This is a genomic window from Paenibacillus sp. FSL R7-0312 (genome assembly GCF_038004445.1).
Taxonomy (GTDB): Bacteria; Bacillota; Bacilli; order Paenibacillales; family Paenibacillaceae; genus Paenibacillus_AQ.
Genome location: NZ_JBBORE010000001.1, coordinates 7,228,309 through 7,251,950, shown reverse-complemented (window position 1 = coordinate 7,251,950; position 23,642 = coordinate 7,228,309). Strand labels below are relative to the sequence as shown.

Here is a 23,642-nt window from a genome sequence, read left to right as displayed (position 1 = left end):
GTCCTGACAATCCGGACAAAATTTCAAGAAATCCAAAGGGCGTACATCCCTTTGGATTTTTTTGTCATTGATCACAGACGAATAGAGTATTGTGGGATAAAATAACAGAAATGAGAGTTTCTTTTGGTATGAGGCCCGTATCAGAACTGTTCAGGAGAGTGTGAGAAGAGTGAATGATATACTATTAGAATTAAAGGAAGTGGATAAAAGCTTTGGCAGCTTTAAGGCAGTTGACCACTTGTCCTTCACGGTGAGGCGGGGTGAAATTTTCAGTCTGCTGGGCCCAAATGGTGCCGGCAAAACAACGGTCATTCAATTAATCGCCGGTACATTGGAACCGGACAAAGGGGATATCCAAATTGGCGGTATCCCGTCCCGGAGCAACCGCTCTTTGAACAAGCGGGTGGGAGTCTGCAGTCAGGAATTGCAGCTGTGGCCGCTGTTAACCTGCGAAGAACAGCTTCATTTTGTAGGGGATTTGAATAGAATGGATAGGCAATGGATCAAACAACGTACAGCTATGCTGCTGGAAAGCGTCGGGCTCGCGGATAAGCGTAGGGTGCTGGCGAAGAATTTATCCGGGGGCATGCAGAGAAGGCTGCATATCATTCTGTCGGTCCTTCATGATCCCGAGCTGATCATCCTGGATGAACCCGAAGCCGGGCTTGATCCGCAGAGCAGGGTGCTGGTTAGAGATTTCATCACATCGCTGTCACGTTCCAGTGCTGTGCTGCTTACTACGCATAATATGGATGAGGCACAGCGCCTGTCTTCCAGAGTAGCTGTGATGGACCGGGGAAGAGTACTGGTCTGTGACACGCCCGCTATGCTTCAGCAGAAGATTGCTCCTGAGGAGACGCTGGAGATCAATTATCAAGAGCCTGTGCAGAGGACAGCGCAGCTGGATTCACCGGAATATACTGTACAGTTCAATGATACAAGCATCTGCATTAGAGGGGATCGCCTGACTGCAGCAGTTCCGCGTATTCTTAGCCGGCTGACCTCCATATACGGTAATCCGTTAACTTTCACTCTAAGGCAAAGTACGCTGGAAGATGTATTCATTAAGCTGACGGGAAGGTGCTTGCGGGAATGAGAGTGTGGGCGGTGTTCAAAAAAAGCTTAGTGGAGCAGTTTCGGGATTACAAGGCGGTCCTGCTAACCATTCTTTCACCCATTGTCTTTATCGTCATCTTCGGGCTGGCTTTCGGACAGGGATTCTATACTTATTCGCTGGCGATATCGGATGAAGATCAGGGGGGGCTCGGCGGCAGCCTGGTGCAGCAAATCGTAAGCAGCGAGTATCCGAACGGAAATACGATGTTTAAGACCATTCAGGCGGATTATAACAAGCAGGAGTTACTGGATGGGGTTAAAAAAGGTAGATATGATGCGCATTTGTACATTCCGCCCGGCTTCAGTGAGTCGCTCCTCAGCAACGGGCGTTCCGGCCAGTCCTCACAGGTACAGGTGAAGCTGCTCGGCAATCCGTCCAATCTGACGTACAGCTTCATCAGCAGCTTCGTGGAGAACTATATTCATAATTTTGTGTGGGCGAACGGCACGGCGGAGAGTCCGGTGCAGATTGTATATGAGGAAACCGGTGAAGTGAAGGTCCAATCGGAATTTGAGAATATGGCTCCGGGGCTGATGGTATTTTCGGTCTTTTTCCTGTTGATTCTAAGCTCGATGGTGGTGACGAGGGAGCTGGAGAACCGGACGATTCAGCGGATTATGCTGTCCAAGGTCAGAGCGTTTGAATTTTGCGCAGGCGTCAGCCTGTCACAGATGGTGCTCGCAGCGATTATGCTGCCCCTTGTTTTTGCTTCCAGCCTATTGCTGGGCTTCTCATCCTCCGGCTCCTATGCGCTGGCTTACCTGGTCAGCCTGATCGCAACCTTCTCAGCCATCGGCATCGGGCTGATCATCGCGGCATTTTGCCGAACTTCATTGGAGGCCTTCATCATCGGCAATGTGGTGGTGACGCCTATGATGTTCCTGGCCGGGATTTTTTTCAAAGTTCCGCCGGTTAAGCTATTCGCGGTTATGGGCAAAGAGATTGAGCTGCTGACACTCATACCGACACTTGATGCTGTAAGCGCGATGAACAAGATTCTGATTAACAACGCCAGTTTCAGCGAGATTCTTCCAGAAATTATTGTGCTTGTGTTGTTATCTGCGGGCTATTTCTTAGTGGGAGGGTATTTGTTTAGTCGTAAAATTATGCACTCAGGAGGGGTAAAATGAAAACCAAAACCAGTAATAGCGTCACTATGACGGCGTACTTTCTTGTGCTGGCGGCTGTTATTACATTGCAGGATGTATTCACGAATTACAATCTGAGGATCGTATTATCTTTGGCGCTAGCCATTGTCTTTGCCTACATCATTTCAAGAAGTGCCATTCAGCAGCCGTCATCCTACAGAGCGATAACACGGTTATTAATTGCTTTCTTTGTCTTTACCTGTGTATATCATATCCTGCTATCCGTAGCCTTAGGACAGAGTATATTTGCTAATTACTATTGGGGCTTCTTATGCGTAATCTATTTGTTAATCTGGCTGCGTGTCCGCTTTAGCCCGCAAAAATAATATCTGGCATGGCTTCACGGACATAGCCGGCAACAGCGGATTACTCCGCAGGCGGAAGCTGGGCGCGCGTGGACTTCTTTTTGTTAATCTCCTTGGACAGCTCTAAATGCTGCTGGGAGATTTTTTTGAGTTCTGCCTGTAATTTAGTGATCCGGCTCATTTTGCTGCTAAGTGCGCTGGGGGAAGTGCTTAATTTACAGTCTTTTTCGATCTGGTTAATTTTGAGCCGGGTCTTGTGGGTCTTCTTCTGGAGCTCCGCTATACCCGATTCCATCTCTGTGATTTCCTGATTTAAGCGGTTAAGCATAGATTTCGTGAAGCTAATAGCCATCCGGGCACCTCATACTCTTCTTCTATAATGTACAGCCAAGATATTATTGTACTACAAGCGTTTGGTTTATGCGAGGAACCCGGCAGTAACGGTTGTGCCGTCAACAAAAAAGGGGCTATCCCAGGCAGCTATTTCATGGCTTTTGGGATAACCTCTTTTGCATAACCTAGACTTCCTTGGCAACAACCGTCTTCAGCTTCATTTCGGGTTCTTTCTCCGATGCCTGGCCTACCTTCTTGATGAAGAAGGAGAGCAGCAGGCCGATGATGCCGATACCCACGATGACCAGATACGCATCATTGATACCCTGGATGGTAGCTGCTGTAATCATATGCTCCTTAGTGTCTTGCACGCCACTGACCATCATATCCTTCATGTGGGTAGTAGTACGGCTGGTCATTACGGTAACCAGCAGGGAAGTACCCACAGCGCCAGCCACTTGTCTTACAGTATTCGAGATGGCTGTACCATGCGAATTAAGCTTGGATGGCAGCTGGTTCAGCCCGAGGGTCTGAATCGGCATGAGCAAGAGCGCCATTCCGATCCGCCGTCCGGTGGACATGAGCATCAGATAGGCATAGCTTGTCGAGTCGGTCAGATTCACGAAGCTCAGGGTAGCGAGGATCGTGATCAGCAGGCCGATAATGGCCAGCCACTTCGCACCGAAGCGGTCAAACAGCTTGCCGGTAACCGGCATGAGCAGGCCCATAATGACTGCACCGGGAAGCAGCAGCAGGCCGGATTCCATCGCTGTGAATCCGCGTGCGTTCTGCAGGTAGAGCGGCAGCAGCATCATATCTGCATACATCACAATCGTAACCATGACACTGATGACAGTGGTCAGGGAGAACATATTATATTTGAAGGCCTGCAGATCCAGCAGCGGGCTATCCGAAGCCAGCTGTCTCCATACGAACAAGCCGAGGGAGATAACACCTGCAGCCAGCGACAACAGCACTTCTGCGCTCGACCAGCCAGCGCTGGCCGCCCGGCTGAAGCCGTACAGCAAGGTTCCGAATCCGATGGTGGACAGGGCCACGCTGGTTAAGTCGACTTTTGGATAAGAACGCTCTGCTACATTTCTCAGATAAACAAATCCGCAGACAATAACGATAACCGTAAGCGGAAGCATGCCGTAGAACATAGTCTCCCAAGAATAGTGTTCCATAATGTAACCGGCCAGTGTAGGGCCGATCGCCGGGGCGAAGATAATGGCGAGTCCGACCATACCCATGGCGGCGCCTCTCTTCTCACGCGGGAACAGGGTTAAGATGACATTGGTCAGCAGCGGCATAATAATACCGGCACCGGCTGCCTGAATCATACGTCCGGTTAGCAGAATCGGGAAGCTTGTCGCCATAGCTGAAACGACCGTTCCTGCGAAGAAGATAAACATAGATGCCTGGAACAGCTCGCGTGTAGTGAAACGCTGCATCAGATAAGCAGTGATTGGAATCAGCACACCGTTAACCAGCATATAGCCGGTGGTCAGCCACTGGGCCGTTGCGGCCGTGATGTTGAAGTCATGCATTAACTCCGGTGTGGCAACGCTCATTATCGTCTGATTCAGTGTGGCCAGAAAGGCGCCGAGAATCATTACGAAAAGAATAGGTCCCTTTTTGATGGAACTGTCTTGAATGTCTGTCTTGTTACTCACTATTCTCCATCCTTTCCAATCGCCGAATCATGGACTAAATTTACAGTGTGTTGTATAGTTTACAATGTATAAAGTAGATTATAGATGAAATTTTCATGTAATCAAGCAACGATTTCTGAAAAACTGTATATTAGTTTACGATTAAGCTATAACTGTAGTTTATATAGGCGATAAACGACATTTTATTGAAAAGTGTAGTCTGCGATTTGAACGTTGAAGAATGGAGTGATTAAAATGACGAAAACTCCCCCGCATGTGGACCCGCGTGTCCTGCGTACACGGCAATTGCTTAGAGAGGCTGTAATTGATCTGATGGAAGAAATGAGCATTGAGAAAATTACGGTCAACCGCATCGCGGAGCGGGCCAAAATTAACCGGGTGACCTTCTATCTGCATTACCGGGATATCCCCGATATGATGGAGAAGATGGCGGATGATATGGCCGAGGACGTGCTTCAAGTGGTAAGCGGTTATATGGGGAATGCTGAAGCAACTGAAGGAGAACAATGGCCGATGCTGGAGCGCCTGCTGACGCATATTGCGGAGAACGCGAAATTTTATAAAATTGTGCTAACGTCGAGGAAGAGTACGATATTCACCGATCGTCTGTTCAGGCTGATGGCGGATATCATTTCCACCCGGGTGGAGAGAAGATTGGCTACCCGCAATGCTTCTGAAGTAACGGTTCAGAAGGACATTGCCGTATGGTACGGCTCTGCAGCCCTCATCGGTACGATCATCGCCTGGCTCCGGGAGGATATGCCGTATTCGCCGCAGTATCTGGCCAAACAGATCACTTCGCTGCGTTCGAGCTAAGGAAAGTCCATAGGTCCAAGAACCGCCAATTCATCCCGCATATAAATAGTAGATATTACTGTGCATCGCGAATCTGTTGATATGAGGTGGTTCCAGGTGAATAGGCAGGCACGTCCAAAGCGGAAACGGGTAATTCCGGCAGGGCAGCAAGCTGTACCCCGGGTAAAGCGCAGAGTGAAGGCCCAGGCCGTCGAATTTGCGGTGTTTGGCGACAGCCATGTGGGATACGGAAACAGCTTGAGTATTTTTAAAAGTCTCTTGCCCAAAGCAGTGGGCAGCGGCAATAAACGCTTTATCATCTTTGGCGGAGATAATGCACAGGCAGGAGCGGATCACGGGAATAATGCGAACGCGTATTACAAAGAATTCAAGAATACAGTAACAAGCACGCTCGGAAGCATCCCGTATAAGGCCTCTATAGGAAATTGGGAGGCAAGCACCCGGTCCCTATTTACGCAATACTTGGGGGCGGTTACCGGACAGATGAATTTCCCAGGGACACAAGGTAAGGTGAAATATGTATGGCTTGATTGTGCTCTGGGACAATTCACTCCGGCGAGTATCACCCTGCTGCGCAATCTGGATGACTGGTATTTCTATATTATTGATTTCCACTGGCCGCTAAGAGTGCAGGGAATTACGGTTGATTCCAGCCATGTGCTCAGCGCTGCGGAGACATCCAGATTCTTCTCGGCGATTCCGGTAAAAGCTAGAGATAAGGTCCTGGCTATCTTCACACATCATGGACATAAATTCTACCGGAAGCTTAGCAATATTAATCCGGGATACCCACGGACGAAATTCTTCGTATGCGGCTGCTCGGGAGACTATAAATGCAAGCCGGATGGAAACATGGGTTACTATAATGCCAAATTAACCAGCAGCGGCTCCGGATATAAAGTCGACGCGTATATTGCACACTGAGTCTGTTCCGGCTCCAGGTTATATTTAGTAGAGAAGAGAGTGTTCCTGCGGGAGCATTCTTTTTTTGCAAATATAAGAATTTATATATTTCACGCTATAAATTATCGTTCTATTTCTCGCTGAAACGGTACCGTCCTGTATAAGGACGGCAAAGCCGTTTCTACTTGCTGCCTGGAAGGCATAGCTGACATACACTAAGGCCAAAATAAGCAGAATTTGCTATTGTATATGGCAGATAGGGGAGTTGAAAGCAGTTTGTTTGGACGATAATTGTTTGTTTATAAGCTTTTCTTACATATATGACGTGTGTTTTAGGGTGGAAAATGGTTTATTGTGCACTTATCTTAACTCATGTAATACTAGGTGACATCAAAGGTGCTTGCAACAAGTTAATCGGCAACTGAAGATAAGTTTTCTGACATTGATAAGGGGAAAGGTGATGAGAGAATGACAACAAGAGGGTCTAAGAAATGGGCAAGCCCGGCAATAGCGGTGCTGATGGCCTCCACAATGCTGTTATCCGCGTGTTCTTCGAAGGAGGATACGGCGAGCGGCAATGCCGGTTCCGGTTCTCCTGAGCCTGCTACATTAAAGGTAGAGGTGTTCGACCGCGGAAATACGCCTTCCGGTTATACGATCTCTGACAGTTACCTGACCAGACTTGTGCAGGAACGGTTCGGTAAGCTGAACAATATTGATGTAGAGTTCGTTCCTGTTCCCCGTTCAGAAGAAATTCAGAAGCTGAATGTGCTGATGGCCAGCAAAAGTGAAGTGCCTGACATCGTGTTCACCTATGATTCGGGAACATTCAACCGGTATGCCGAGCAGGGCGGGCTTACGGATCTTACAGAGCTTATTGACGAATATGCCCCGAACCTGAAAAAGTTCCTCGGCGAGGACACGTTGGCTTACGGACAATACAACGGCAAGCAATTTGCGCTTCCGGGAAGAAGGCTTGTGCTTGGTAAATACGCCGGATATGTCCGCCAGGATTGGCTGGATAAGCTGGGACTGCCGGCACCGACGACTACGGAAGAGCTCTACACCACACTCAAGGCGTTTAAGGAGCAAGATCCGGGCAACACCGGCGGTAAGGTGATTCCGTTCGGAGTAAGTCTCGCAGCTGCGCAGTATGAACCGCTGATCTGGTCGTTCATCAAGCCGCTTACTGATGAGCAGCGGTATACGCTGACCCAGCAGCTGGGCTCAAGCGATTACCCGGCGCTGCTGCCGGGCTTCGAGGATGCGCTGAAATTCATGAATAAGCTCTATAATGAAGGGCTGATGAGCAAGGACTTCGGTCTGGATAAAGATAAAAAGCAGCTGTGGCAGAGTCTGCAGAATGGTCTGGTAGGCTTCTATACAGAGGATGCCGGTGAGCCGTACTTCACCTGGAACGACTTCTATGAGAATCTGCAGACCCATGTGCCGGGTGCCTCGATCACGCCGGTAGATACCTTCACGAATGCGGCGGGTGAACATGCCAAACCGGCCTATGCACCCAATGCAATGTATGTCATGATCCCGAAATCAAGCAGCAATGCTGTAGCGGCGCTGAAATATCTCGACTGGATGGCTTCGGACACGAACCTGTTCGATATCCAGTTCGGTGTGGAGAATGAGAACTACACCCTTGTGAACGGAGTTCCGGTTGTTAAACCGGATGCGACCTCTGAAATTACGGACCGTCTGTATAACTTTGGAGATATTGCGGTAATTGTTAATGGCAAATTTGCCGGTGATGATGCCAAGAATGAAGCGGCTTACATTGCCCAGACTCCGGAGAAGTTCCAGGCGGACATGAAGAAATCTGTTGAAATCTCTAATGTTGACACCATTCAGCCGGTACGGTTCGGCCATCCGATTGAGGCTGAAGCGAAATACGGAACGGCGCTGGCCGACAAGTTCCAGGAAATTATCGTGAAGATGACCATGATTAAGCCAGAACAGTTCGAGAGCACTTATGATTCGATGATCAAAGATTATATGGCGAGCGGCGGTCAGGCGATTCTCGATGAACGTACGGCAGCTTATAAGGAAATGACGTCCAAATAAACGGACGGAGCATAAGAAAGAGAAGGGTATGCGCTATGGAGGCCGGTCAAGGCCTCCAGCCGCTGCCGCAGACAAAGGGCAGGAGAGGGGAGTGGAGGCAGTGAAGAACACGACTTACTTACGCAGAAACTGGCAGATATACGCTTTGCTTATGCTGCCGGTCATTTACTTTCTGATTTTTAAATACGGGCCGATGTACGGGGTGCAGATAGCGTTCAAAGAATTTAACTTCTTTGAAGGTATCGCCGGCAGTGAATGGGTCGGGCTGGATATTTTCCGCGAGGTCTTTCAGAGTAACGATTTTTTCAAAGCACTGCGCAACACGCTACTGCTCAATCTGCTGGATCTGATTATTTCTTTTCCAGCACCGCTGATTCTGGCAATTATGCTCTATGAGCTGCGGATCATCTGGTTCAAGAAATTCGCCCAGACCATTCTGTATGTCCCTCATTTCATCTCTTGGGTCATTATCGGCGGCATCGTGCTGCAGGTATTCGGCACAGAGTCAGGCTTCATCAACAACCTGCTGACAGGTATGGGGCTGGACGCTATTCCGTTTCTCTCCAACAAGCATTACTGGCTGATCACGTATTTGCTGGTCGGAGTGTGGCAAAGTGCAGGCTGGGGAACCATTCTATACCTGGCGGCATTAACCGGCATCAACAAAGAGCTGTTCGAAGCCGCAGAGGTGGACGGAGCAGGCCGCTTCAAGAAAATCTTCCATATTTCTCTGCCGGGCATCAAAACAACGATTGCTACCCTGCTCATTATCAACCTGGGCAATATGATCTCCATCGGCTTTGACCGGCCGTTTATCGTCGGCAATGTAGCCGTCCGCGATTACTCCGAGGTGCTCAGTACCTTCGTATACCGTGTCGGCATAGAATCCGGACAAATCTCTCTGGCAACTGCAGTCGGCTTATTCCAGGCGCTGGTAGGTCTGATCTTCCTGCTCGGTGCGAACTATGCATCCAAGAAGCTGGCGGATGAGAGCATACTCTAGTCAGTCCAAAGCAAATAGAGACGAGGGGGAACAACGATGAGCGAACGCGCATCAAACCGGATATTTGATATCCTTAATATCTTGATCATTATTGCCGCTATTCTTGTATGTCTGCTGCCCTTTGTTCATATTATTGCGATCTCGCTCAGCTCCAGCCGTCCGATCATGTCGGGCCTGGTGACCTTTTTTCCGCGGGAATTCACTTTTGAGGCCTATACCAAGGTCTTCTCCGATATGTCGATGATCCGTTCACTGGGCTTCACGATTATGCTGACTATTCTGGCTACCGTGCTGTCGATGGCCATGACAATAGCCGTTGCTTACTCTTTGTCCAAGAAGGAGCTGCGCGGACGAAAATGGTTCATGCTGATTATCGTCGTTACGATGTTCTTCAGCGGAGGCATTATTCCGGATTATATCCTGATCCGGAACCTCCACCTGCTGGATACCGTCTGGGCGCTGGTGCTGCCCGGTTTAATCAGCCCCTTCTATATGATTATCCTGATATCCTTCTTCAACAGTATTCCGAAGAGCCTGGAAGAGGCAGCGGAGATTGACGGGACGACGCATCTGGGCACCTTGTTCCGCGTTATACTTCCGTTGTCACTGCCGTCACTGGCCACATTAAGCTTATTCTATGCCGTAGGCCGCTGGAACGGATTCCAGGATGCGCTGATGTATATCAACCGTCCGGATCTCTATCCGCTGCAGCTGAAGCTGTATCAGATGATCCAGAACAATCAGGTCAGCGAGCTGATGCAGCAGGAGGGTCTGGGTATGGCACAGCTGATGCCGGAGAGCTTGAAGGCGGCAAGCGTAGTCTTCTCCACAGTGCCGATTCTGATCGTATATCCATTCCTGCAGCGTTATTTCATCAGCGGCATGATGGCAGGTGCGGTTAAAGGCTGAGGAAGACGAATAGGAGGGGAATACAGTGACGCAGGTGATGATCGACAGGCTTACGGAAAGACAGCGCCATCTGGTAGAGCAGGCGATGGCGCTGATGGATTCATTCTATGACGCAGAGATGGAGCTGCTGATTGATGAGGAGCAAAGTGACCGGCATAATACACGCAGCAGTGCGCACTATGCACTGGGACTGCTGATCCGCAGCGGTGAGGGTGATCATGAACGGGCAGTGGGGCTGCTGAATAAGGTCATGGACCTGCAGTTTGACTGCCCGGATGAGATTTATCACGGCACCTTCCGCGTGTCGCCCCAGGCTGCGCTGCCACCGGCCGGGAACTACAATTGGAAGGAATTCGCACCGGGTTTTGCATACTTTCTCAGTGAAACTACTGACAAAATCGGCAAGCGGCTCGGCACCGCACTTTCCCGGGAAATAAGTCAGGTTCTGCCGGATTTTGATGAGCTGGCGGTTAGGAGATATCTGCAGTCTGCAGTGGATGAGGTTCTGCCTCCGGTATGGAAGAGCTATGACCCGAACTGGCGTGAGTTCATCGCCAGCACGTTTGCGGTGATTCTGGGCGAGTTCGGTGATGTACTCCCTGCGGAGCTTGTCTCACGCATGGACGAATCCATGCAGCTGGCAGTCTCGGCTTCCATCGACCGGCGTCTCTCCGATGCCGTGCCGATGAACTCCAATATTGAGCTGATGCACATCTTTATCGTCCATTATTACGGGCACAGGTTCGCCCGGGAGGACTGGACCCGCCATGCTGACCAAGAAGCCGCTGCATTCCTCGCGGCCTATGCCGAATTCGGCTCAATAGCCGAGTTCAATACAACGACCTATTACGGCGTTGACCTTACGGTGCTGGGCTTATGGAGAACCTATGGATGTTCTGCCGCTTTCAGGGAAACCGGGCAGACACTGGAGCGGGGAATGTGGAACAACATTGCCTTGTTCTATAATCCGGTACTGGAGAATCTGTCGGGACCGTTCTCCCGGGCTTATGAGATGGAGATGACCGGACACAGCTCCATCGGTGTGTTCCTCTATCTTGCGCTGGGGGCAGGCTACGAGCATCTGGCTGCACCGAACTGCGAGACAACACATGATCCGCTGATTGCGCTGGCTGGCGTTGACATTCCGGCTGAACTAATGCCGCAGTTCGTAAGCTTTGGCGGGAGCCGCAGAGTGGAGAAGCAGTTCCGCGAGCTGTGTGAGCGGGACAAGCCGGGAGAGAACCGCAATCTCTGCACCGCTGCGGCCTGGATCGGGGAGAAGCGGATGATCGGGGCGATGTCGGGGAGCCGCAATACGAACGGCCAAATGCATCCGGCGACCATTCACTGGATGGATACCGGCGGTGCCCGTTATGATCTGCGCCTCATCCGCAGGGAGCCGGGCAAGAGCTGGAACAGCCATCTGCGCGGCATGATCTTTGAGGCTACGGCAGAGAAGGATCTGCTGACTGCGGCTGTTCGGCTAGATACAGACGTCCCGGTTGAAGTGTTGTTTGAAATTACCGGACCGGGGCTGGATGCTGCCCGGATAACGCCAGAGCGCTGGATATTGCCGGCTCTTGGCTGTAGTGTAGTAGCGGCTGCATCGGCCCCGTCCATACAACTGGATGAGCCGGGAGAGAAGCTGGAGATTATCTATCTGCACTGTCCCGAAGACGGCGTGCAGGAGATGACCTTTACGCTGCGGTTGGACCCGGCTTCAGAATAGATAAGGCCTGTGAAGATAGACCTCAAGCAAACGGCGAGGTCTATCTTTGTCTACAATGGGGCATCCGCAGAAAGCGGAGAGCCTGAATATGGAAGGTGGCATACAGAAATGGCAGAGGCGAGAGTAACCCGGATTTACGCCGGTATTGATGTCGGCAGCACCAAAACAATGTTCTGCGTCACCGGCGGCAGTGGAGAAATTCTGCTGCTGGAGCGGAGAAGTACGGCGGCGTATGAAGCCCCCGGACCGTTTATGGCTTGGCTGTCTGGTGAATTAGCGCATCTGCTGCGGCCATCTTGTGGTAAAGGAAGAATGCAACATGGATAATACGGCAATCATACCTCTGGAAGCCAGGACCGAGCTGCTGAAGCTGCGCTTATTATATTTGCTATCGGGTCTTGCAGGCGGACTTTTTAATCCCTATCTAACGCCCCTGTTTGTACATCAGGGCATCGGGGCCAATGTCGTGGGGGTGCTCATGTCGATCGGAACGCTGCTGTCCATCACAGTTCAGCCGGTATGGGGCCTTATGGTAGACAGATACCGCCAGACGAAGCTCGTGCTGTTGCTGAGTATTTCTGTACCGGCTGTTTTGTCTTGCTTATACGGCTTCAAGTACACTGCGGTAATTATAATGGCCTATATACTCTCTATAGTCTTTCAGGCTACCCAAAGTCCTGTAGCGGACTCCTATGCTGTTACTGCGGCCCGCAAAGGACGCACCTCCTACGGAACGATTCGCAGCCTGGGCAGTCTTGGCACGGCAATAGGCGGTTATGCCGGAGGATTCTATCTTTCGCATTTTGAAATTACTCAGCTCTGGATGCCGTTTCTGTTCTTGAGCCTGGGCGGGGCGGCAACTGTACTAACACTGTCACGCAGTACGGAGCGGACAGCAGCGGCTATATCACTGTCGCAAGGCATGAAGGAGCTGCTGGGAAATAGGCTGTTTGTGTTGTTTCTACTGGCCTGCTTTTTCGTAAACCAGACGCTTACGGCTTATAATTCCTTCTTCGTCCTGGCGTTTCAGGAGGCCGGGGGCAGCTACTCCCTGGTCGGGACAGCGCTGCTGCTGGCTTCACTTACGAATATACCTTCGATGCTGCTGGCTGACAGAATCCTGAAGCGGATCGGACATGAACGGACGCTGCTGCTGGCTGCCTTCTTTTATGCGCTGCGCTGGGGAATTCAATGGCTGTTCCCGGTGCCGGCGGTCATGGTGGGGATTCAGGTGCTGCACGGGTTGTCCTTCGGGCTGTTCTATGTGGCTGCGGTGGAATATGTGGCAGAGGCTTCCGGCAAAAGAATGCAGGCTACCGGCCAAAGCTTGTTCAACATGGTTTTTTCCGGATTGGGCGGGATTGTAGGGAACCTGTTAAACGGTTATTTGTTCTATTCAGGCGGTGCACAGATGATGTATCTGGCCTGCACGGTTAGTGCACTTATCGGCGCGGGCATGCTATATTGGATAAACCGAATGGCCAAGTCATCTGTGTGAGCTTTTCTTTCATCCCGCAGGCAAAAGGTTTCGGATTCCATTTCAAGAAGGGCGGGAGTACATATGAAACGAAACTGGTCGAGCAGAATGATGTTCTCCTATTTCCCTATCTTTTTGCTGACCGTGTCGATCCTGATTTTCCTGTCGTTCCTGATTGTGGGCGAGCTTTCACGCAGTGAGACGGACAAAGCCAACCGCATCTCTACCGGCTACGTAGTAGATTCCCTGCAAAATGCGCTGAGTGATGTGGAATTATCCGTGCTCCAGGAGATGGAGACCAATCATGATTACGGCGATTTCCTGAACGGGCTGAGCGATGAAGGCGACCGGACCCGGCTCTATAATACTGTAAAAGATATGAGTGCTGTCCTCTACCGCAATCAGCTGATTGACTCGATCTATATTTACCGTAAGTGGGATGATAAAGTGCTGACACTCAGCGGGCTGGTGGACAGGGAAGTGTTCGCAGACCGGGAATATCTGAACCAGGCGCTGACGGAGAGCGGTGAGCGGAACTGGAGTGATGTGCGTACGCTGCGGATATTCAGCTCTGACCAGCCGGTGCGGGTGATTAGTATGCCGAAGAAGCTGCCGCTTCCCTTCGGGGCCGAGGGGATGATCGTCGTCAACTTAAGCATGTACCGGCTGGAACAGATGATTGACAGCATGACGAACAGCCAGGTGTCCTTCATGCGTGTGGTGGACGGACAGGGACAGCTGATCTATACGGCGCATGGGGACAATAATATGCAGGAAGGCAGCGTGCTTACCCGCATCTATTCGGATAATACAGGCTGGACCTTTGAGAGCGGCATTCGTGCGGGCGAGTTATTCGCCTGGATGTCGGTCGTGTCGTATGTCTGGATTATTATCGGCATCCTGACCGTCGTGCTGGGCACGCTTTATATTCTATATATCACCCGCAAAAACTACCGGCCGATCCAGGCCATGATGAACCGGATTCAGGCGCTGCAGTTCCGCGAGGAGAGTCTGGACAGCAAGTCGCGCAGCGAGCTTGTGCTGATTGATCAGGCGCTGGAGACGCTGATTAATCAGACGGTAAGCTATCAGGAGCAATATGACGAGAACCTGCTGGTGCAGCGCCGCCAGCTGTTCCTGGATCTGATGGAAGGTGAACGGGGCGATTCCCCGGACGGGAAGCTGGAGCGGTTCAAGCCGTTCACGGAAGAGGCTGAAGCTTATGCGTTTATTGCCGCAGAGATGAACCAATATGACGGGTTCCGCCGCAAATATCCGGCGAAGGAGCAGAATATGCTCAAGCTGACGCTGATGAATCTGTTCCAGGAGCTGGCGGCGGAAGAAGGCTTGCAGGGCTGGGCCGAATGGGTGAGCGGCAACCGGATTGGACTCATCGTCGGGAGTGCTGACAGTCTGAAGGATGACAAAATTACTTTGCGTAAACTCGCGGAACGTTATCTCCGCTGGGTGAGTGACAACCTGGGGTTGTCGCTGGCGATTGGAGTAGGCCCGGTGGTTACCGGCCTGGAGGCCATTTCGGATTCCTGCAAGGCGGCGGAAACGGCACTGCAGCATAAGCTGTCACTCGGTAAAGATATGGTGGTGCTGAGCGACAGCCTGCCTGACCGCTCCACGTTGCATTCCTATAAATACCTGCAGATGCTGAGCGAATTTGTCCGTGAATTCCGGATCGCCGATGAGAATTGGCGGAAGCGGGTAGATGAGCTGTTCGTCTGGTTCAGCGGTGATCAGATCAGGGATGAAGAGATTCGTATGCTGCTGCATATGCTGATCCAGATGCTTGACCGGGAGCTGGGGCAGCTGTCGGACAGCCTGCGGCGGATTTTTGGCGGGCCGAGTCTACAGGGGTATTACAGTGAGATCGAGGCGCAGGCCACGCTGGAGCAGGTTCATACAGTAATGCTGAAGTGGCTGGCGGAAATTTACCGGATCTATGTCTCGGTCAATGAATCGAAGAGCTACCGGGCGATGATCAGCGAGATGAAGGTATATATAGAAGAGAACTTTGATAATCCTGATCTTTCGCTCAAGCATCTAAGCGACCGGTTCCAGATCTCGGGCAAATATGCCAGCCATTTGTTCAAAGAGGAATTCGATATGAAATTCGTCGATTTCCTGACCCAGCTGCGGATGCAGCGCGCGGAATATCTGCTCGCCACAACCAGCGATAATCTGCAGGACATCGCCTTGAAGCTGGGCTATACCAGTTCGATCACGTTCGGCCGGGTCTTCAAGCGGGTCGTCGGGGTTACGCCGGGTGACTACCGCAAGCACCGGATGAAGCCGGGAGCGGAAGATTAAGACAACAGAAAAGGGGGCCCGGTGCATCGTATTTAAGGCGATAACCAGCCGATTGCCAATCCATAGGTGATGGGAGAAGTCGTGTGCCTTATATAATTTGCTGATAATGAGGCCCACTCAAGTTGACGACTGGAGAATTGTTGTATAAATTTGCAACTCTAGCCCGTAGATGCCGGAGTATTTGAGCAGATTGTTGTAGGAAATACAAGAATGTTTCATTAATCAGCTTGGATGGGGAGAATTGCTGCATTTCGTACAATAATTCCCGCTTACGGCGGATTTGACGGGCAGAATGTTGTATTCTGTGCAGGAATTCAGAGCGGCTCATTACTTTAGTCGGCAGTCACCGGGTCTCCGGCACATCCAGAGGGTTAAGTCGGTGATTCTTGCGGCACAGACACTTGAAGTGCGAGGATTCGCTGCTCTGAAGAGCAAAATCTGTTGTTTTTTACCGGGAAGCATCTCTGTGCCAGGCTTGACAGCCCTTTCATCGTTTGGGTATGGTAGTCTGGTCAGAATAGAAGGAGGTATAGCCTGATGTCAGGATTGCTTGGGAATCACTTCATTACGCAGATTGGAATTCTGGTGAATGATATCGAGAAGGTAAGCGCGGCGTATGCGGACTTCTTTGGCATCGAGAAACCGGAGATCGGCATTACAGATACGGCAGATATTGCTCAGACTAACTATAATGGCGGGGCGACGGAGGCTCGGGCGAAGCTTGCTTTTTTCGATATGGGCTCCCTGCAGCTGGAACTGATTGAACCGGATCATCAGCCTAGCACATGGCGCGACTATCTGAATGAGCACGGAGAAGGGCTTCACCACATTGCTTTTGCAGTAGAGGGAATGAAGGAGAAGATTATGCTGCTCGAAGGCAAGGGCTTCCCGCTTCAACAGAAGGGGGAGTACACCGGAGGACGTTATGCTTATATGGATACGTTCAAAGAGTTGAAGGTGATCCTGGAGCTGCTGGAGAACGATAAATAAGTAAGAGTGTCATAGAGGAGGAATGATCATATGAATATACTGATTACCGGGGCCGGACGGGGACTGGGATTGGATCTCGTTAAGATAGCGCTGGAACACGGACATTCAGTCATTGCCGGTGTGCGTGACCCCCGCCGGGGGCAAGACGCATTGTCCGGGCTTAGCGCAGATTATGGAGACAAGCTGACGGTGGCTGCGCTCGATGTTACGGACGAAGAGGGGATCGCAGCGCTTGCTGCCAGCCTGAAGGAAGAGGGGCGCGCGCTGGGCTCCATTGTTAACAATGCTGCCGTGCTGAATGCCTCAGACACCCCGCTTGAAGAGCTGGACATTGCTGAGATGCAGCTTGCGCTGGATATTAATCTGTATGGGCCGATGCGGGTGGTCAAGCACTTCCTGCCGCTGCTTACAGAGCCGGAGGCTTCGATCATCAACATCTCGTCCGAGGCAGGCAGCATTACGAATGCTTACCCGGGCAGCTACCCGTACACCATCTCCAAGACAGCACTTAATATGTTCTCGCAGAAGCTGCATGTTACCCTGAAAGAGCGTGGTGTACATGTACTAAGCGTGCATCCCGGCTGGATGCCCACCGATATGGGCGGGGCGAAAGCGCCAACGAGCCCGCGCACCAGTGCCGAAGGTATTATCAGTCTGCTTGAGCAGCGCACCGCGCCGGAGGGGCACTTCAGGTTCGTGGATTACACGGGTAAGGATATGGAGATTTAGACTTATATATATTGAAAAAGAGATCAGCGGATCGTTCACCGCCGGTCTCTTTTTGCGTGCTGCCGTAATTATAGGTCATATCATCTGGTCTGAGCGCTGGAGCTCCGCTTGTTCGAGATAGGGATGATTATAACCGTTGCTCATCCCTGCTGATCCAAGCAGCAGCATGTCTTCCAGCTCCCCAAGTTCAATGGGCTTCAGCAGAGAATCGATGCCGCCCTGGCAGAAGGCCTTCAGGACAAATTCATGGCTGCTGGTGACGATGATTCTGCCGTTTGTCTGCTGATCATACCACTGGTCCAGCGGCATGGCTTCGCTCAGCAGCAGCAGCCTGGCATCTGTAATAATGAGTTCAGGTCTATGCTTCTGAATAAGCCGCAGGGCAGAAGGCTCGCAGCCGGATTCCAGAATATCCGCCGCTTCGGGGAAGAGCTGCTCCAGCATGTGCTTTAGGCGATCACGTACATGAGGGTTATCGTCAATGAGTAGTATTTGCATAGGAATGCCTCCTGTCAGGATGCCATTTGATGGGTGATTTTCTCTTCCGGGGAACGCTGCGGCCATAACAGCAGTCCCAGTGAACCTACAATAAGGATCAGGCACAGCCAGTAAGAATGCCGGTAGCCTACCCACTGTGCGGCGGCTCCGCCTGCCAGGCTTCCGGTCAGTCTGCCGATCGTTGTAGCATTGGTATACAGCGTTGATGCGTAGCCCGGGAGGTCCGGCAGCAGGTCCTGGATATAGCTGATTCCAATCGCGGAGATTACGGCTACGAAGAAAGCCAGCAGCACCTGTCCGGCAATGAGCTGCCACAGCTCTCCAGCCCCAAGCACCAGCAGGTAATAGACTGCACCGAGCACGATTCCCCAGCCCATCAGCGTCTTGTTAGAATATTTGGCGGATAACAAGCCAAGCATGAACATGAACGGAATTTCCAGCAATGCGCATATACTCGCAACCGAAGCGACATTCTGCGTATTGCCTCCAAGCGTATTGATGATGAATAGTGAAATGTTCAGGTTATTGGCCCAGTGTCCGGCATAGAGCAAAGTCAGGACGAGAAAAGGTACCAGCACCCGGGTATTCCGGTGCAGCCGTACCGGCTTGTGTACACTTGTGCGGGCCTGTCTGACGGCTGCGGTTGCGGATGAACGTACGAAACTAAACACAAGCAGCGCATTCAGTAAGAAAATTATGGTGGTAGACAGGAACACACCCTGATATCCGAAATGGTCCAGCAGAACGGCTCCTGCCAGCGGACCGCTAATGAATCCGAGTGAGAACATAGAGCGTAAGGTAGAATTGGCAAAGGCATGGTCAGCGGATGCGCTGGCGTTCACAGCTTCCCTGCTACTAGCGAATAATTGCGGCATCGCCGGAGCGCCGGCTGCGGTGAACACAGTCATATAGATCAGCAGCGGGTAGAAGTCATGGATAAATATATATCCGGCAAAAGCGATGGCATTAAACGTCATGCAGATGACCATAAGCTTGCGGCGGCTCAGGCCGGTATCCGAGCGTTTGGCAATCAGCATACTTAGAGCGACACCGCTGATGAGCGTCACGGCAGTGAAGATTCCAAAGGTTCCGGCGGATACGCCAAGCTCTTCCGTGAAGTAGACAGCCAGGAACGGGGCGCTGATTGAGATGGCCATTCCCTGCAGCAGCATGCAGAGCAAGAATATCGGATAGGTTGGAATCAGAAGCAGGGCATAGGTTCTTTTTAACATGGAGGCAGTGCAGTTCCTTTCGGTATAAGCTTGCGGACTTATCTTTGATTTGGTTATAGTATAGTTAATTATTTGCGAATATTGAATGTTTTATCTGATCATAAAAATATACTATTTGGCTGGGATGGTGACGATTGTGGACGTGAGACTGCATGCCTGCGCGTATTCTTTTCATACGCTGCCCTTCAAAACCTCCTTTACTCCCCCGCCGTTTTTCCTCTTCCGGCTGCAGGTGGTGGGCAGCTGCAAGGCGCTAGTCAACGGGAGAATGACAAGAATTCAACCCGGGGATTTGCTCATCTACCAGCCCGGAGAGCCTTATCATCTGGTGGTGGAGGAAATGGACGGGAGGATCGAGAGCGGCGATTATTATCTGCTCTGTGAAGGCTCGTGGATTCAGCAGTGGTGGGAATCGCAGCCCCGTCTGCTGCATCAGCGGATCCATCTGGATGCCGGCATGCTGTCCCTCTGGCAGCAGCTCAGCATAGAGCAGCACCGGATCGTCCAGGACAGCCCGGAGCTGATCCGCCATCTGCTCTGCGCGCTCTGCCTGTCGCTTGACCGCTTGTCGGTGGAAGCCGCCAATGTTGAGGATGCGCCGAAGCGGTCCAATGAAATGGTGATGAGAATGCACCGCTATATTAACGAGCATGCGCTCAGTCCGCTGCGGGTAGAGGATGTTGCGGATCATGCCGGGCTCAGCGTGTCGCGTGCGGTGCATCTTTTCAAAGAGCTGTCAGGGTATACCATTATTCAATACACGCAGGAAATCCGGCTGTCGAACGCCCTGGAGCGTATCCGCTATACCGACTTCAGTCTGGAGAATATTGCGAATGCCTGCGGCTTCGCGACCTATTCCTATTTCCACAAAGTATTCAAGGCCAGGTACGGCATCTCCCCCAAAGAGATCCGCAAGCGGCCGCTGGAGAACAAGCCGGAAGGGGATTATGTAATTACGAGCGGAGACCTTAAATTTACCGGATTGTCGGCTGATGCGCTGAAGTTTCATTATCCGCACGGAGATTCCCCGCAGCCCGGCAGCTCCTGATTTCAGCTGACGATTCTCTAATTATGAACTGATTTTTATGTCAATTGTTCAGGTGTTGCTGTAAGCGCTAATCTTTTATGATGAGGAAGGATAGAACAACCGGGCTGTGCGGAGGACTGTGAACGCCTGGCTTTGGATGTGATGAAACCGTTATCATTAAGATTGAAGGAGCGAATATTCATGGAAACAGCTACATATCCGTTTAGACAAATTGAAGTACAGCTGAATGAACGTGTTCAGGATCTGCTCTCCCGGCTGACGCTGGAGGAGAAGGTAAGTCTGATGCCGCAATACCAGGCGGCTATTGACCGTCTTGGTGTAGGCGGTTACAAGCATGGTACGGAAGGGGCTCACGGGATTTCGTGGCTGGGCAAAGCAACCTCATTCCCGCAGCCAAGCGGACTGGCCTGCACCTGGAACCCGGAGCTGCTGCAGCGGATCGGTTCAGCGATCGGCGATGAGGCCCGGGCGTTCTACCGGAAGAATCCAACCGTTAACGGCCTGACTCTATGGGCACCGACCGTGGACATGGAGCGGGACCCGCGCTGGGGCAGAACAGAGGAAGCCTACGGGGAAGATCCTGAGCTGACGGGCCAGCTGAGCACCGCACTTGTAAAAGGCATCCAGGGCGATCATCCGGTGTATTTGAAAGCGGTAGCAACCCTTAAGCACTTCCTCGGCAACAACAATGAAATCGACCGCGGTGTGGCTTCATCCAGCATTGATCCGCGGAACATGCGTGAATATTATCTGGAAGCGTTCAAGCCGGCCTTCAAGGAAGGCGGAGCACAATCCATGATGACCGCCTACAACTCCGTGAATGGCGTGCCGGTTATCCTGCACCCGGCCGTGATGGAGATTGTGAAGGGCGAATGGGAAATGGATGGGTTCATTGTAAGCGATGCCGGGGACCTGTTCGGGATTGTGAAGGATCATAAATATTACGATTCATTCGCCCAGTCGATGGCCGAGTCGATCAAGAACGGGATTGACAGTGTAACCGAAGAGACGGAGGAGACCATTAAAGTCATCCATGAGGCGCTCCGTGAAGGCCTGCTGACCGAGGAAGATCTGGACCGCGCGCTGGCGAACACCTTCCGCATCCGCTTCCGTCTGGGTGAATTTGATCCGGAGGAAGGTAATCCTTATGCGGCAATTGATGATTCCGTTATTCTCAGTAAAGCGCATAGCGACTTGTCTCTTGAAGCGGCCAAGGAATCTATTGTCCTGCTGAAGAATGACCATGCAGCCCTCCCGCTGAGTGCATCCGCGCTGTCCAAGGTAGCTGTCATCGGCCCGCTTGGGGACGAAGCCTTCAGAGACTGGTATTCCGGCACACTGCCTTATGGGGTGACACCTCTGCAGGGAGTGACCAAGAAGCTGGCAGGCAAGCAGGTCTCCTTCGAGAGCGGCAGTGACCGGATTCTCTTAACCTCAGCGGCCAGCGGCCGGACGGTGGGCATTACCGGCGAAGATGGACGATTGGCTGTGCTGCATGACAAGCCGGAGCGCGGAGAATTGTTCCGCCATACGGCTTGGGGCTGGACCGCGAATACCCTGGAGGCCACAAGCCGGGGACAATATGTCACCCTGACGGATGCCGGCACACTGACAGCTTCCGCTGATGAAATCTACGGCTGGTATGTGAAGGAATCGCTGAATCTGGTGCCCGAAGCAGAGGGTGCAGTATCCCTGCGGACCTGGAATAATAAGCCGCTGATTATTGGCGCCGAGGACGGAACCATCCGCGCTGCTGAAGAAGAGACGTCTGCCGCAGCAGCTCTATTCCATAAGAAAGTTGTAGTGAACGGCATAGAAGCTGCGGTAGAAGCGGCCCGGGCTGCTGAGGTCGCAGTTGTATTCGTCGGCAACCACCCGCTGCTGAACGGGAAGGAAGAGATCGACCGGCCGGATATCGTGCTGCCCCTAGAACAGGAGAACCTGGTTAAGGCGGTCTATGCCGCCAATCCGAATACGGTAGTGGTGATTGTCGGCAGCTATCCGATCTCTTCCACCTGGATCGATGAGCATATCCCGGCAGTGCTGTACACCTCCCACAGCGGACAAGAGCTCGGCAACGCGGTGGCAGAGGTCCTGTTCGGTGATTATAGCCCGTCCGGCAGACTGAATATGACCTGGTACCGCTCCGTGGATCAGCTTCCGGAATTCATGGACTACGACATCATCCAAGGCAAAAGAACCTACATGTACTTCGACGGGGAGCCGCTGTATCCGTTCGGCCATGGTCTGGGCTATGCGCAGGTGGCTTACAACAAGCTGTCGTTGGCAGCAAAAGAAGTGCAGGAGGACGGCATGATCAGCCTGACGGTAGAGCTGGAGAACAGTGGAAGCGTAGACGGCGCTGAAGTGGTTCAGGTGTATGTGCAGTCCCTGTCAACCCGGATCAGACGCCCGCTTAAGCAGTTGAAGGGTTTTGACAAAATCCATCTGGCCGCAGGACAATCGCAGACCGTAGCCTTTGCTCTGCCGGTGTCTGATCTCGCCTTCTGGGATGTAAGCCGTGAACAATACTGTGTAGAAGACGGAGAATACAACATTCTTGTGGGCCGTTCCTCCGGCGATATTAAGCTGTCGGCCAAGATTAGAGTACACGGCGACACGGTACCGGCGCGTAACCTGTACACAGCCGTCAAAGCCGAGAACTACGATGATTATGAAGCGGTGTTCCTGGATGAATGCAAGGCAGGCGGAGCTTCGGTACGTCCGGTGAAGGACGGGGCCTGGATTGCCTTCCATAATGTACAGTTTGCCAAAGGCGCGGCTGGCGTCGAAGTGCTCGTGTCTTCCGTGAATGGCGGCAGCATTGAGGTCAGAACCGGCGGTTCGTCCGGCAAGCTGGCAGCAACGCTGGAGATTCCGGCAGGCGGGGTTCAGCAGTGGCATAGCCAGTGCGCCATCGCAGGCGTGGATGCCGGAACGGCCGATGTGTACCTTGTATTTAAGGGTGAGGTTCTGCTCAGCCGTATTCAGTTTACAGTGTAGAAGGTCCCACAAGTAGAATTGGTAAGGAAAATTGGTCTATGGACTATTGAATGTACAAAGAAATCGCTCTTTTTGAAATGGTTGGGTGGTACCTCCATTTACCAAAAAGGCGATTTTTTTTGTGTTTCAACAAGGGGTTTCGTATCCCGCTCAAACAGCGGAGAGGACGGAACGAATGTGGAAAAGCGAATGCGTTCGCCTTGGTCTCCGGATTTTCACCGCTAAGGGGAATGAAAAAAATCTGGAGACCACAGCGATTGGAACATCGGTCCGTTCGCGCAGCGTCCACCCAAGTGCTTAAGTTGATCCACTTGCTTGTTGCATGATC

At 51.9% G+C, this 23,642-nt stretch carries 20 protein-coding genes; 16 read left to right on the top strand and 4 right to left on the bottom strand.

What is annotated here, in order from left to right; all coding sequences use genetic code 11:
* Window positions 1-169 precede the first annotated feature (169 nt).
* From MKX70_RS31305 to MKX70_RS31295, 3 genes are read left to right on the top strand one after another with little or no spacing between them, the layout of a single operon-like run.
* Complete coding sequence (locus MKX70_RS31305; protein WP_340841505.1) at window positions 170-1,096, top strand: ABC transporter ATP-binding protein; 927 nt, start codon at window positions 170-172, stop codon at window positions 1,094-1,096.
* The gene (locus MKX70_RS31300) at window positions 1,093-2,247 is read left to right on the top strand and encodes an ABC transporter permease (RefSeq protein WP_340841504.1); all 1,155 of its coding nucleotides are present in this window, start codon (window positions 1,093-1,095) and stop codon (window positions 2,245-2,247) included. The genes MKX70_RS31305 and MKX70_RS31300 overlap by 4 nt, the downstream gene beginning before the upstream one ends.
* On the top strand, window positions 2,244-2,591 hold the full coding sequence (locus MKX70_RS31295; RefSeq protein WP_042233742.1) for a hypothetical protein: 348 nt from the start codon (window positions 2,244-2,246) through the stop codon (window positions 2,589-2,591). Before MKX70_RS31300 ends, MKX70_RS31295 begins: the two co-directional genes overlap by 4 nt.
* Before the next feature lie 40 nt (window positions 2,592-2,631).
* Here the strand turns inward: MKX70_RS31295 and MKX70_RS31290 are convergent, their stop codons facing one another.
* Both MKX70_RS31290 and MKX70_RS31285 read right to left on the bottom strand, forming a co-directional pair.
* Window positions 2,632-2,922: a hypothetical protein gene (locus MKX70_RS31290; RefSeq protein WP_039308497.1), complete on the bottom strand. Its 291-nt coding sequence runs from the start codon at window positions 2,920-2,922 to the stop codon at window positions 2,632-2,634.
* Window positions 2,923-3,088: 166 nt separating this feature from the next.
* Window positions 3,089-4,579: a DHA2 family efflux MFS transporter permease subunit gene (locus tag MKX70_RS31285; protein ID WP_042233745.1), complete on the bottom strand. Its 1,491-nt coding sequence runs from the start codon at window positions 4,577-4,579 to the stop codon at window positions 3,089-3,091.
* Between the two features lie 234 nt (window positions 4,580-4,813).
* Here MKX70_RS31285 and MKX70_RS31280 point away from each other — a divergent pair, with 234 nt between their 5' ends.
* From MKX70_RS31280 to MKX70_RS31230, 11 genes are all read left to right on the top strand, one after another.
* A complete protein-coding gene (locus tag MKX70_RS31280) occupies window positions 4,814-5,395 on the top strand; it encodes a TetR/AcrR family transcriptional regulator (protein WP_042233747.1) in 582 nt (193 codons plus the stop codon).
* Between the two features lie 96 nt (window positions 5,396-5,491).
* The gene (locus MKX70_RS31275) at window positions 5,492-6,319 is read left to right on the top strand and encodes a metallophosphoesterase (protein WP_340841503.1); all 828 of its coding nucleotides are present in this window, start codon (window positions 5,492-5,494) and stop codon (window positions 6,317-6,319) included.
* 447 nt (window positions 6,320-6,766) lie between these two features.
* Window positions 6,767-8,374, top strand: coding sequence for an extracellular solute-binding protein (locus MKX70_RS31270; RefSeq protein WP_042233751.1), 1,608 nt, complete (start codon window positions 6,767-6,769; stop codon window positions 8,372-8,374).
* A 151-nt stretch (window positions 8,375-8,525) separates the two neighbouring features.
* Window positions 8,526-9,377, top strand: a complete 852-nt coding sequence (locus MKX70_RS31265; protein ID WP_156123458.1) for an ABC transporter permease — start codon at window positions 8,526-8,528, stop codon at window positions 9,375-9,377.
* A 36-nt stretch (window positions 9,378-9,413) separates the two neighbouring features.
* Window positions 9,414-10,286, top strand: a complete 873-nt coding sequence (locus tag MKX70_RS31260) for a carbohydrate ABC transporter permease (RefSeq protein ID WP_340841502.1) — start codon at window positions 9,414-9,416, stop codon at window positions 10,284-10,286.
* A 25-nt stretch (window positions 10,287-10,311) separates the two neighbouring features.
* On the top strand, window positions 10,312-12,015 hold the full coding sequence (locus MKX70_RS31255) for a hypothetical protein (RefSeq protein ID WP_340841501.1): 1,704 nt from the start codon (window positions 10,312-10,314) through the stop codon (window positions 12,013-12,015).
* Between the two features lie 108 nt (window positions 12,016-12,123).
* Window positions 12,124-12,342: an ROK family protein gene (locus MKX70_RS31250; protein WP_042233757.1), complete on the top strand. Its 219-nt coding sequence runs from the start codon at window positions 12,124-12,126 to the stop codon at window positions 12,340-12,342.
* A complete protein-coding gene (locus MKX70_RS31245) occupies window positions 12,335-13,513 on the top strand; it encodes an MFS transporter (RefSeq protein ID WP_340841499.1) in 1,179 nt (392 codons plus the stop codon). The genes MKX70_RS31250 and MKX70_RS31245 overlap by 8 nt, the downstream gene beginning before the upstream one ends.
* A gap of 63 nt (window positions 13,514-13,576) precedes the next feature.
* Window positions 13,577-15,814, top strand: a complete 2,238-nt coding sequence (locus tag MKX70_RS31240) for a helix-turn-helix domain-containing protein (protein ID WP_340841498.1) — start codon at window positions 13,577-13,579, stop codon at window positions 15,812-15,814.
* 534 nt (window positions 15,815-16,348) lie between these two features.
* Window positions 16,349-16,804, top strand: a complete 456-nt coding sequence (locus tag MKX70_RS31235; protein ID WP_042140871.1) for a VOC family protein — start codon at window positions 16,349-16,351, stop codon at window positions 16,802-16,804.
* 30 nt (window positions 16,805-16,834) lie between these two features.
* On the top strand, window positions 16,835-17,533 hold the full coding sequence (locus MKX70_RS31230; RefSeq protein WP_042233764.1) for an SDR family oxidoreductase: 699 nt from the start codon (window positions 16,835-16,837) through the stop codon (window positions 17,531-17,533).
* Between the two features lie 75 nt (window positions 17,534-17,608).
* On the opposite strand, the gene MKX70_RS31225 is transcribed toward MKX70_RS31230, so the two are convergent.
* Window positions 17,609-18,031 carry a response regulator gene (locus MKX70_RS31225; protein ID WP_042233766.1) on the bottom strand — a complete coding sequence of 141 codons (423 nt, stop codon included), beginning with the start codon at window positions 18,029-18,031 and terminating at the stop codon, window positions 17,609-17,611.
* A gap of 14 nt (window positions 18,032-18,045) precedes the next feature.
* Window positions 18,046-19,263: a sugar efflux transporter gene (locus MKX70_RS31220; protein WP_340789425.1), complete on the bottom strand. Its 1,218-nt coding sequence runs from the start codon at window positions 19,261-19,263 to the stop codon at window positions 18,046-18,048.
* 136 nt (window positions 19,264-19,399) lie between these two features.
* Between MKX70_RS31220 and MKX70_RS31215 the strand changes: the two genes are divergently transcribed.
* Entirely contained in the window at window positions 19,400-20,311 is a 912-nt protein-coding gene (locus tag MKX70_RS31215; RefSeq protein WP_052416096.1) for a helix-turn-helix domain-containing protein, read from the top strand.
* 180 nt (window positions 20,312-20,491) lie between these two features.
* Entirely contained in the window at window positions 20,492-23,314 is a 2,823-nt protein-coding gene (locus tag MKX70_RS31210) for a glycoside hydrolase family 3 C-terminal domain-containing protein (RefSeq protein ID WP_340841497.1), read from the top strand.
* Window positions 23,315-23,642: the final 328 nt, after the last annotated feature.

Bases quoted from the DNA above. Each gene is read 5' to 3' on its own strand.
- MKX70_RS31260 (WP_340841502.1), top strand. From the start codon at position 9,414: ATGAGCGAACGCGCATCAAACCGGATATTTGATATCCTTAATATCTTG.
- MKX70_RS31220 (WP_340789425.1), bottom strand. From the start codon at position 19,263: ATGTTAAAAAGAACCTATGCCCTGCTTCTGATTCCAACCTATCCGATA.
- MKX70_RS31290 (WP_039308497.1), bottom strand. From the start codon at position 2,922: ATGGCTATTAGCTTCACGAAATCTATGCTTAACCGCTTAAATCAGGAA.
- MKX70_RS31270 (WP_042233751.1), top strand. From the start codon at position 6,767: ATGACAACAAGAGGGTCTAAGAAATGGGCAAGCCCGGCAATAGCGGTG.
- MKX70_RS31265 (WP_156123458.1), top strand. From the start codon at position 8,526: ATGCTGCCGGTCATTTACTTTCTGATTTTTAAATACGGGCCGATGTAC.
- MKX70_RS31295 (WP_042233742.1), top strand. From the start codon at position 2,244: ATGAAAACCAAAACCAGTAATAGCGTCACTATGACGGCGTACTTTCTT.
- MKX70_RS31210 (WP_340841497.1), top strand. From the start codon at position 20,492: ATGGAAACAGCTACATATCCGTTTAGACAAATTGAAGTACAGCTGAAT.
- MKX70_RS31225 (WP_042233766.1), bottom strand. From the start codon at position 18,031: ATGCAAATACTACTCATTGACGATAACCCTCATGTACGTGATCGCCTA.
- MKX70_RS31245 (WP_340841499.1), top strand. From the start codon at position 12,335: ATGGATAATACGGCAATCATACCTCTGGAAGCCAGGACCGAGCTGCTG.
- MKX70_RS31280 (WP_042233747.1), top strand. From the start codon at position 4,814: ATGACGAAAACTCCCCCGCATGTGGACCCGCGTGTCCTGCGTACACGG.
- MKX70_RS31250 (WP_042233757.1), top strand. From the start codon at position 12,124: ATGGCAGAGGCGAGAGTAACCCGGATTTACGCCGGTATTGATGTCGGC.
- MKX70_RS31230 (WP_042233764.1), top strand. From the start codon at position 16,835: ATGAATATACTGATTACCGGGGCCGGACGGGGACTGGGATTGGATCTC.
- MKX70_RS31300 (WP_340841504.1), top strand. From the start codon at position 1,093: ATGAGAGTGTGGGCGGTGTTCAAAAAAAGCTTAGTGGAGCAGTTTCGG.
- MKX70_RS31240 (WP_340841498.1), top strand. From the start codon at position 13,577: ATGAAACGAAACTGGTCGAGCAGAATGATGTTCTCCTATTTCCCTATC.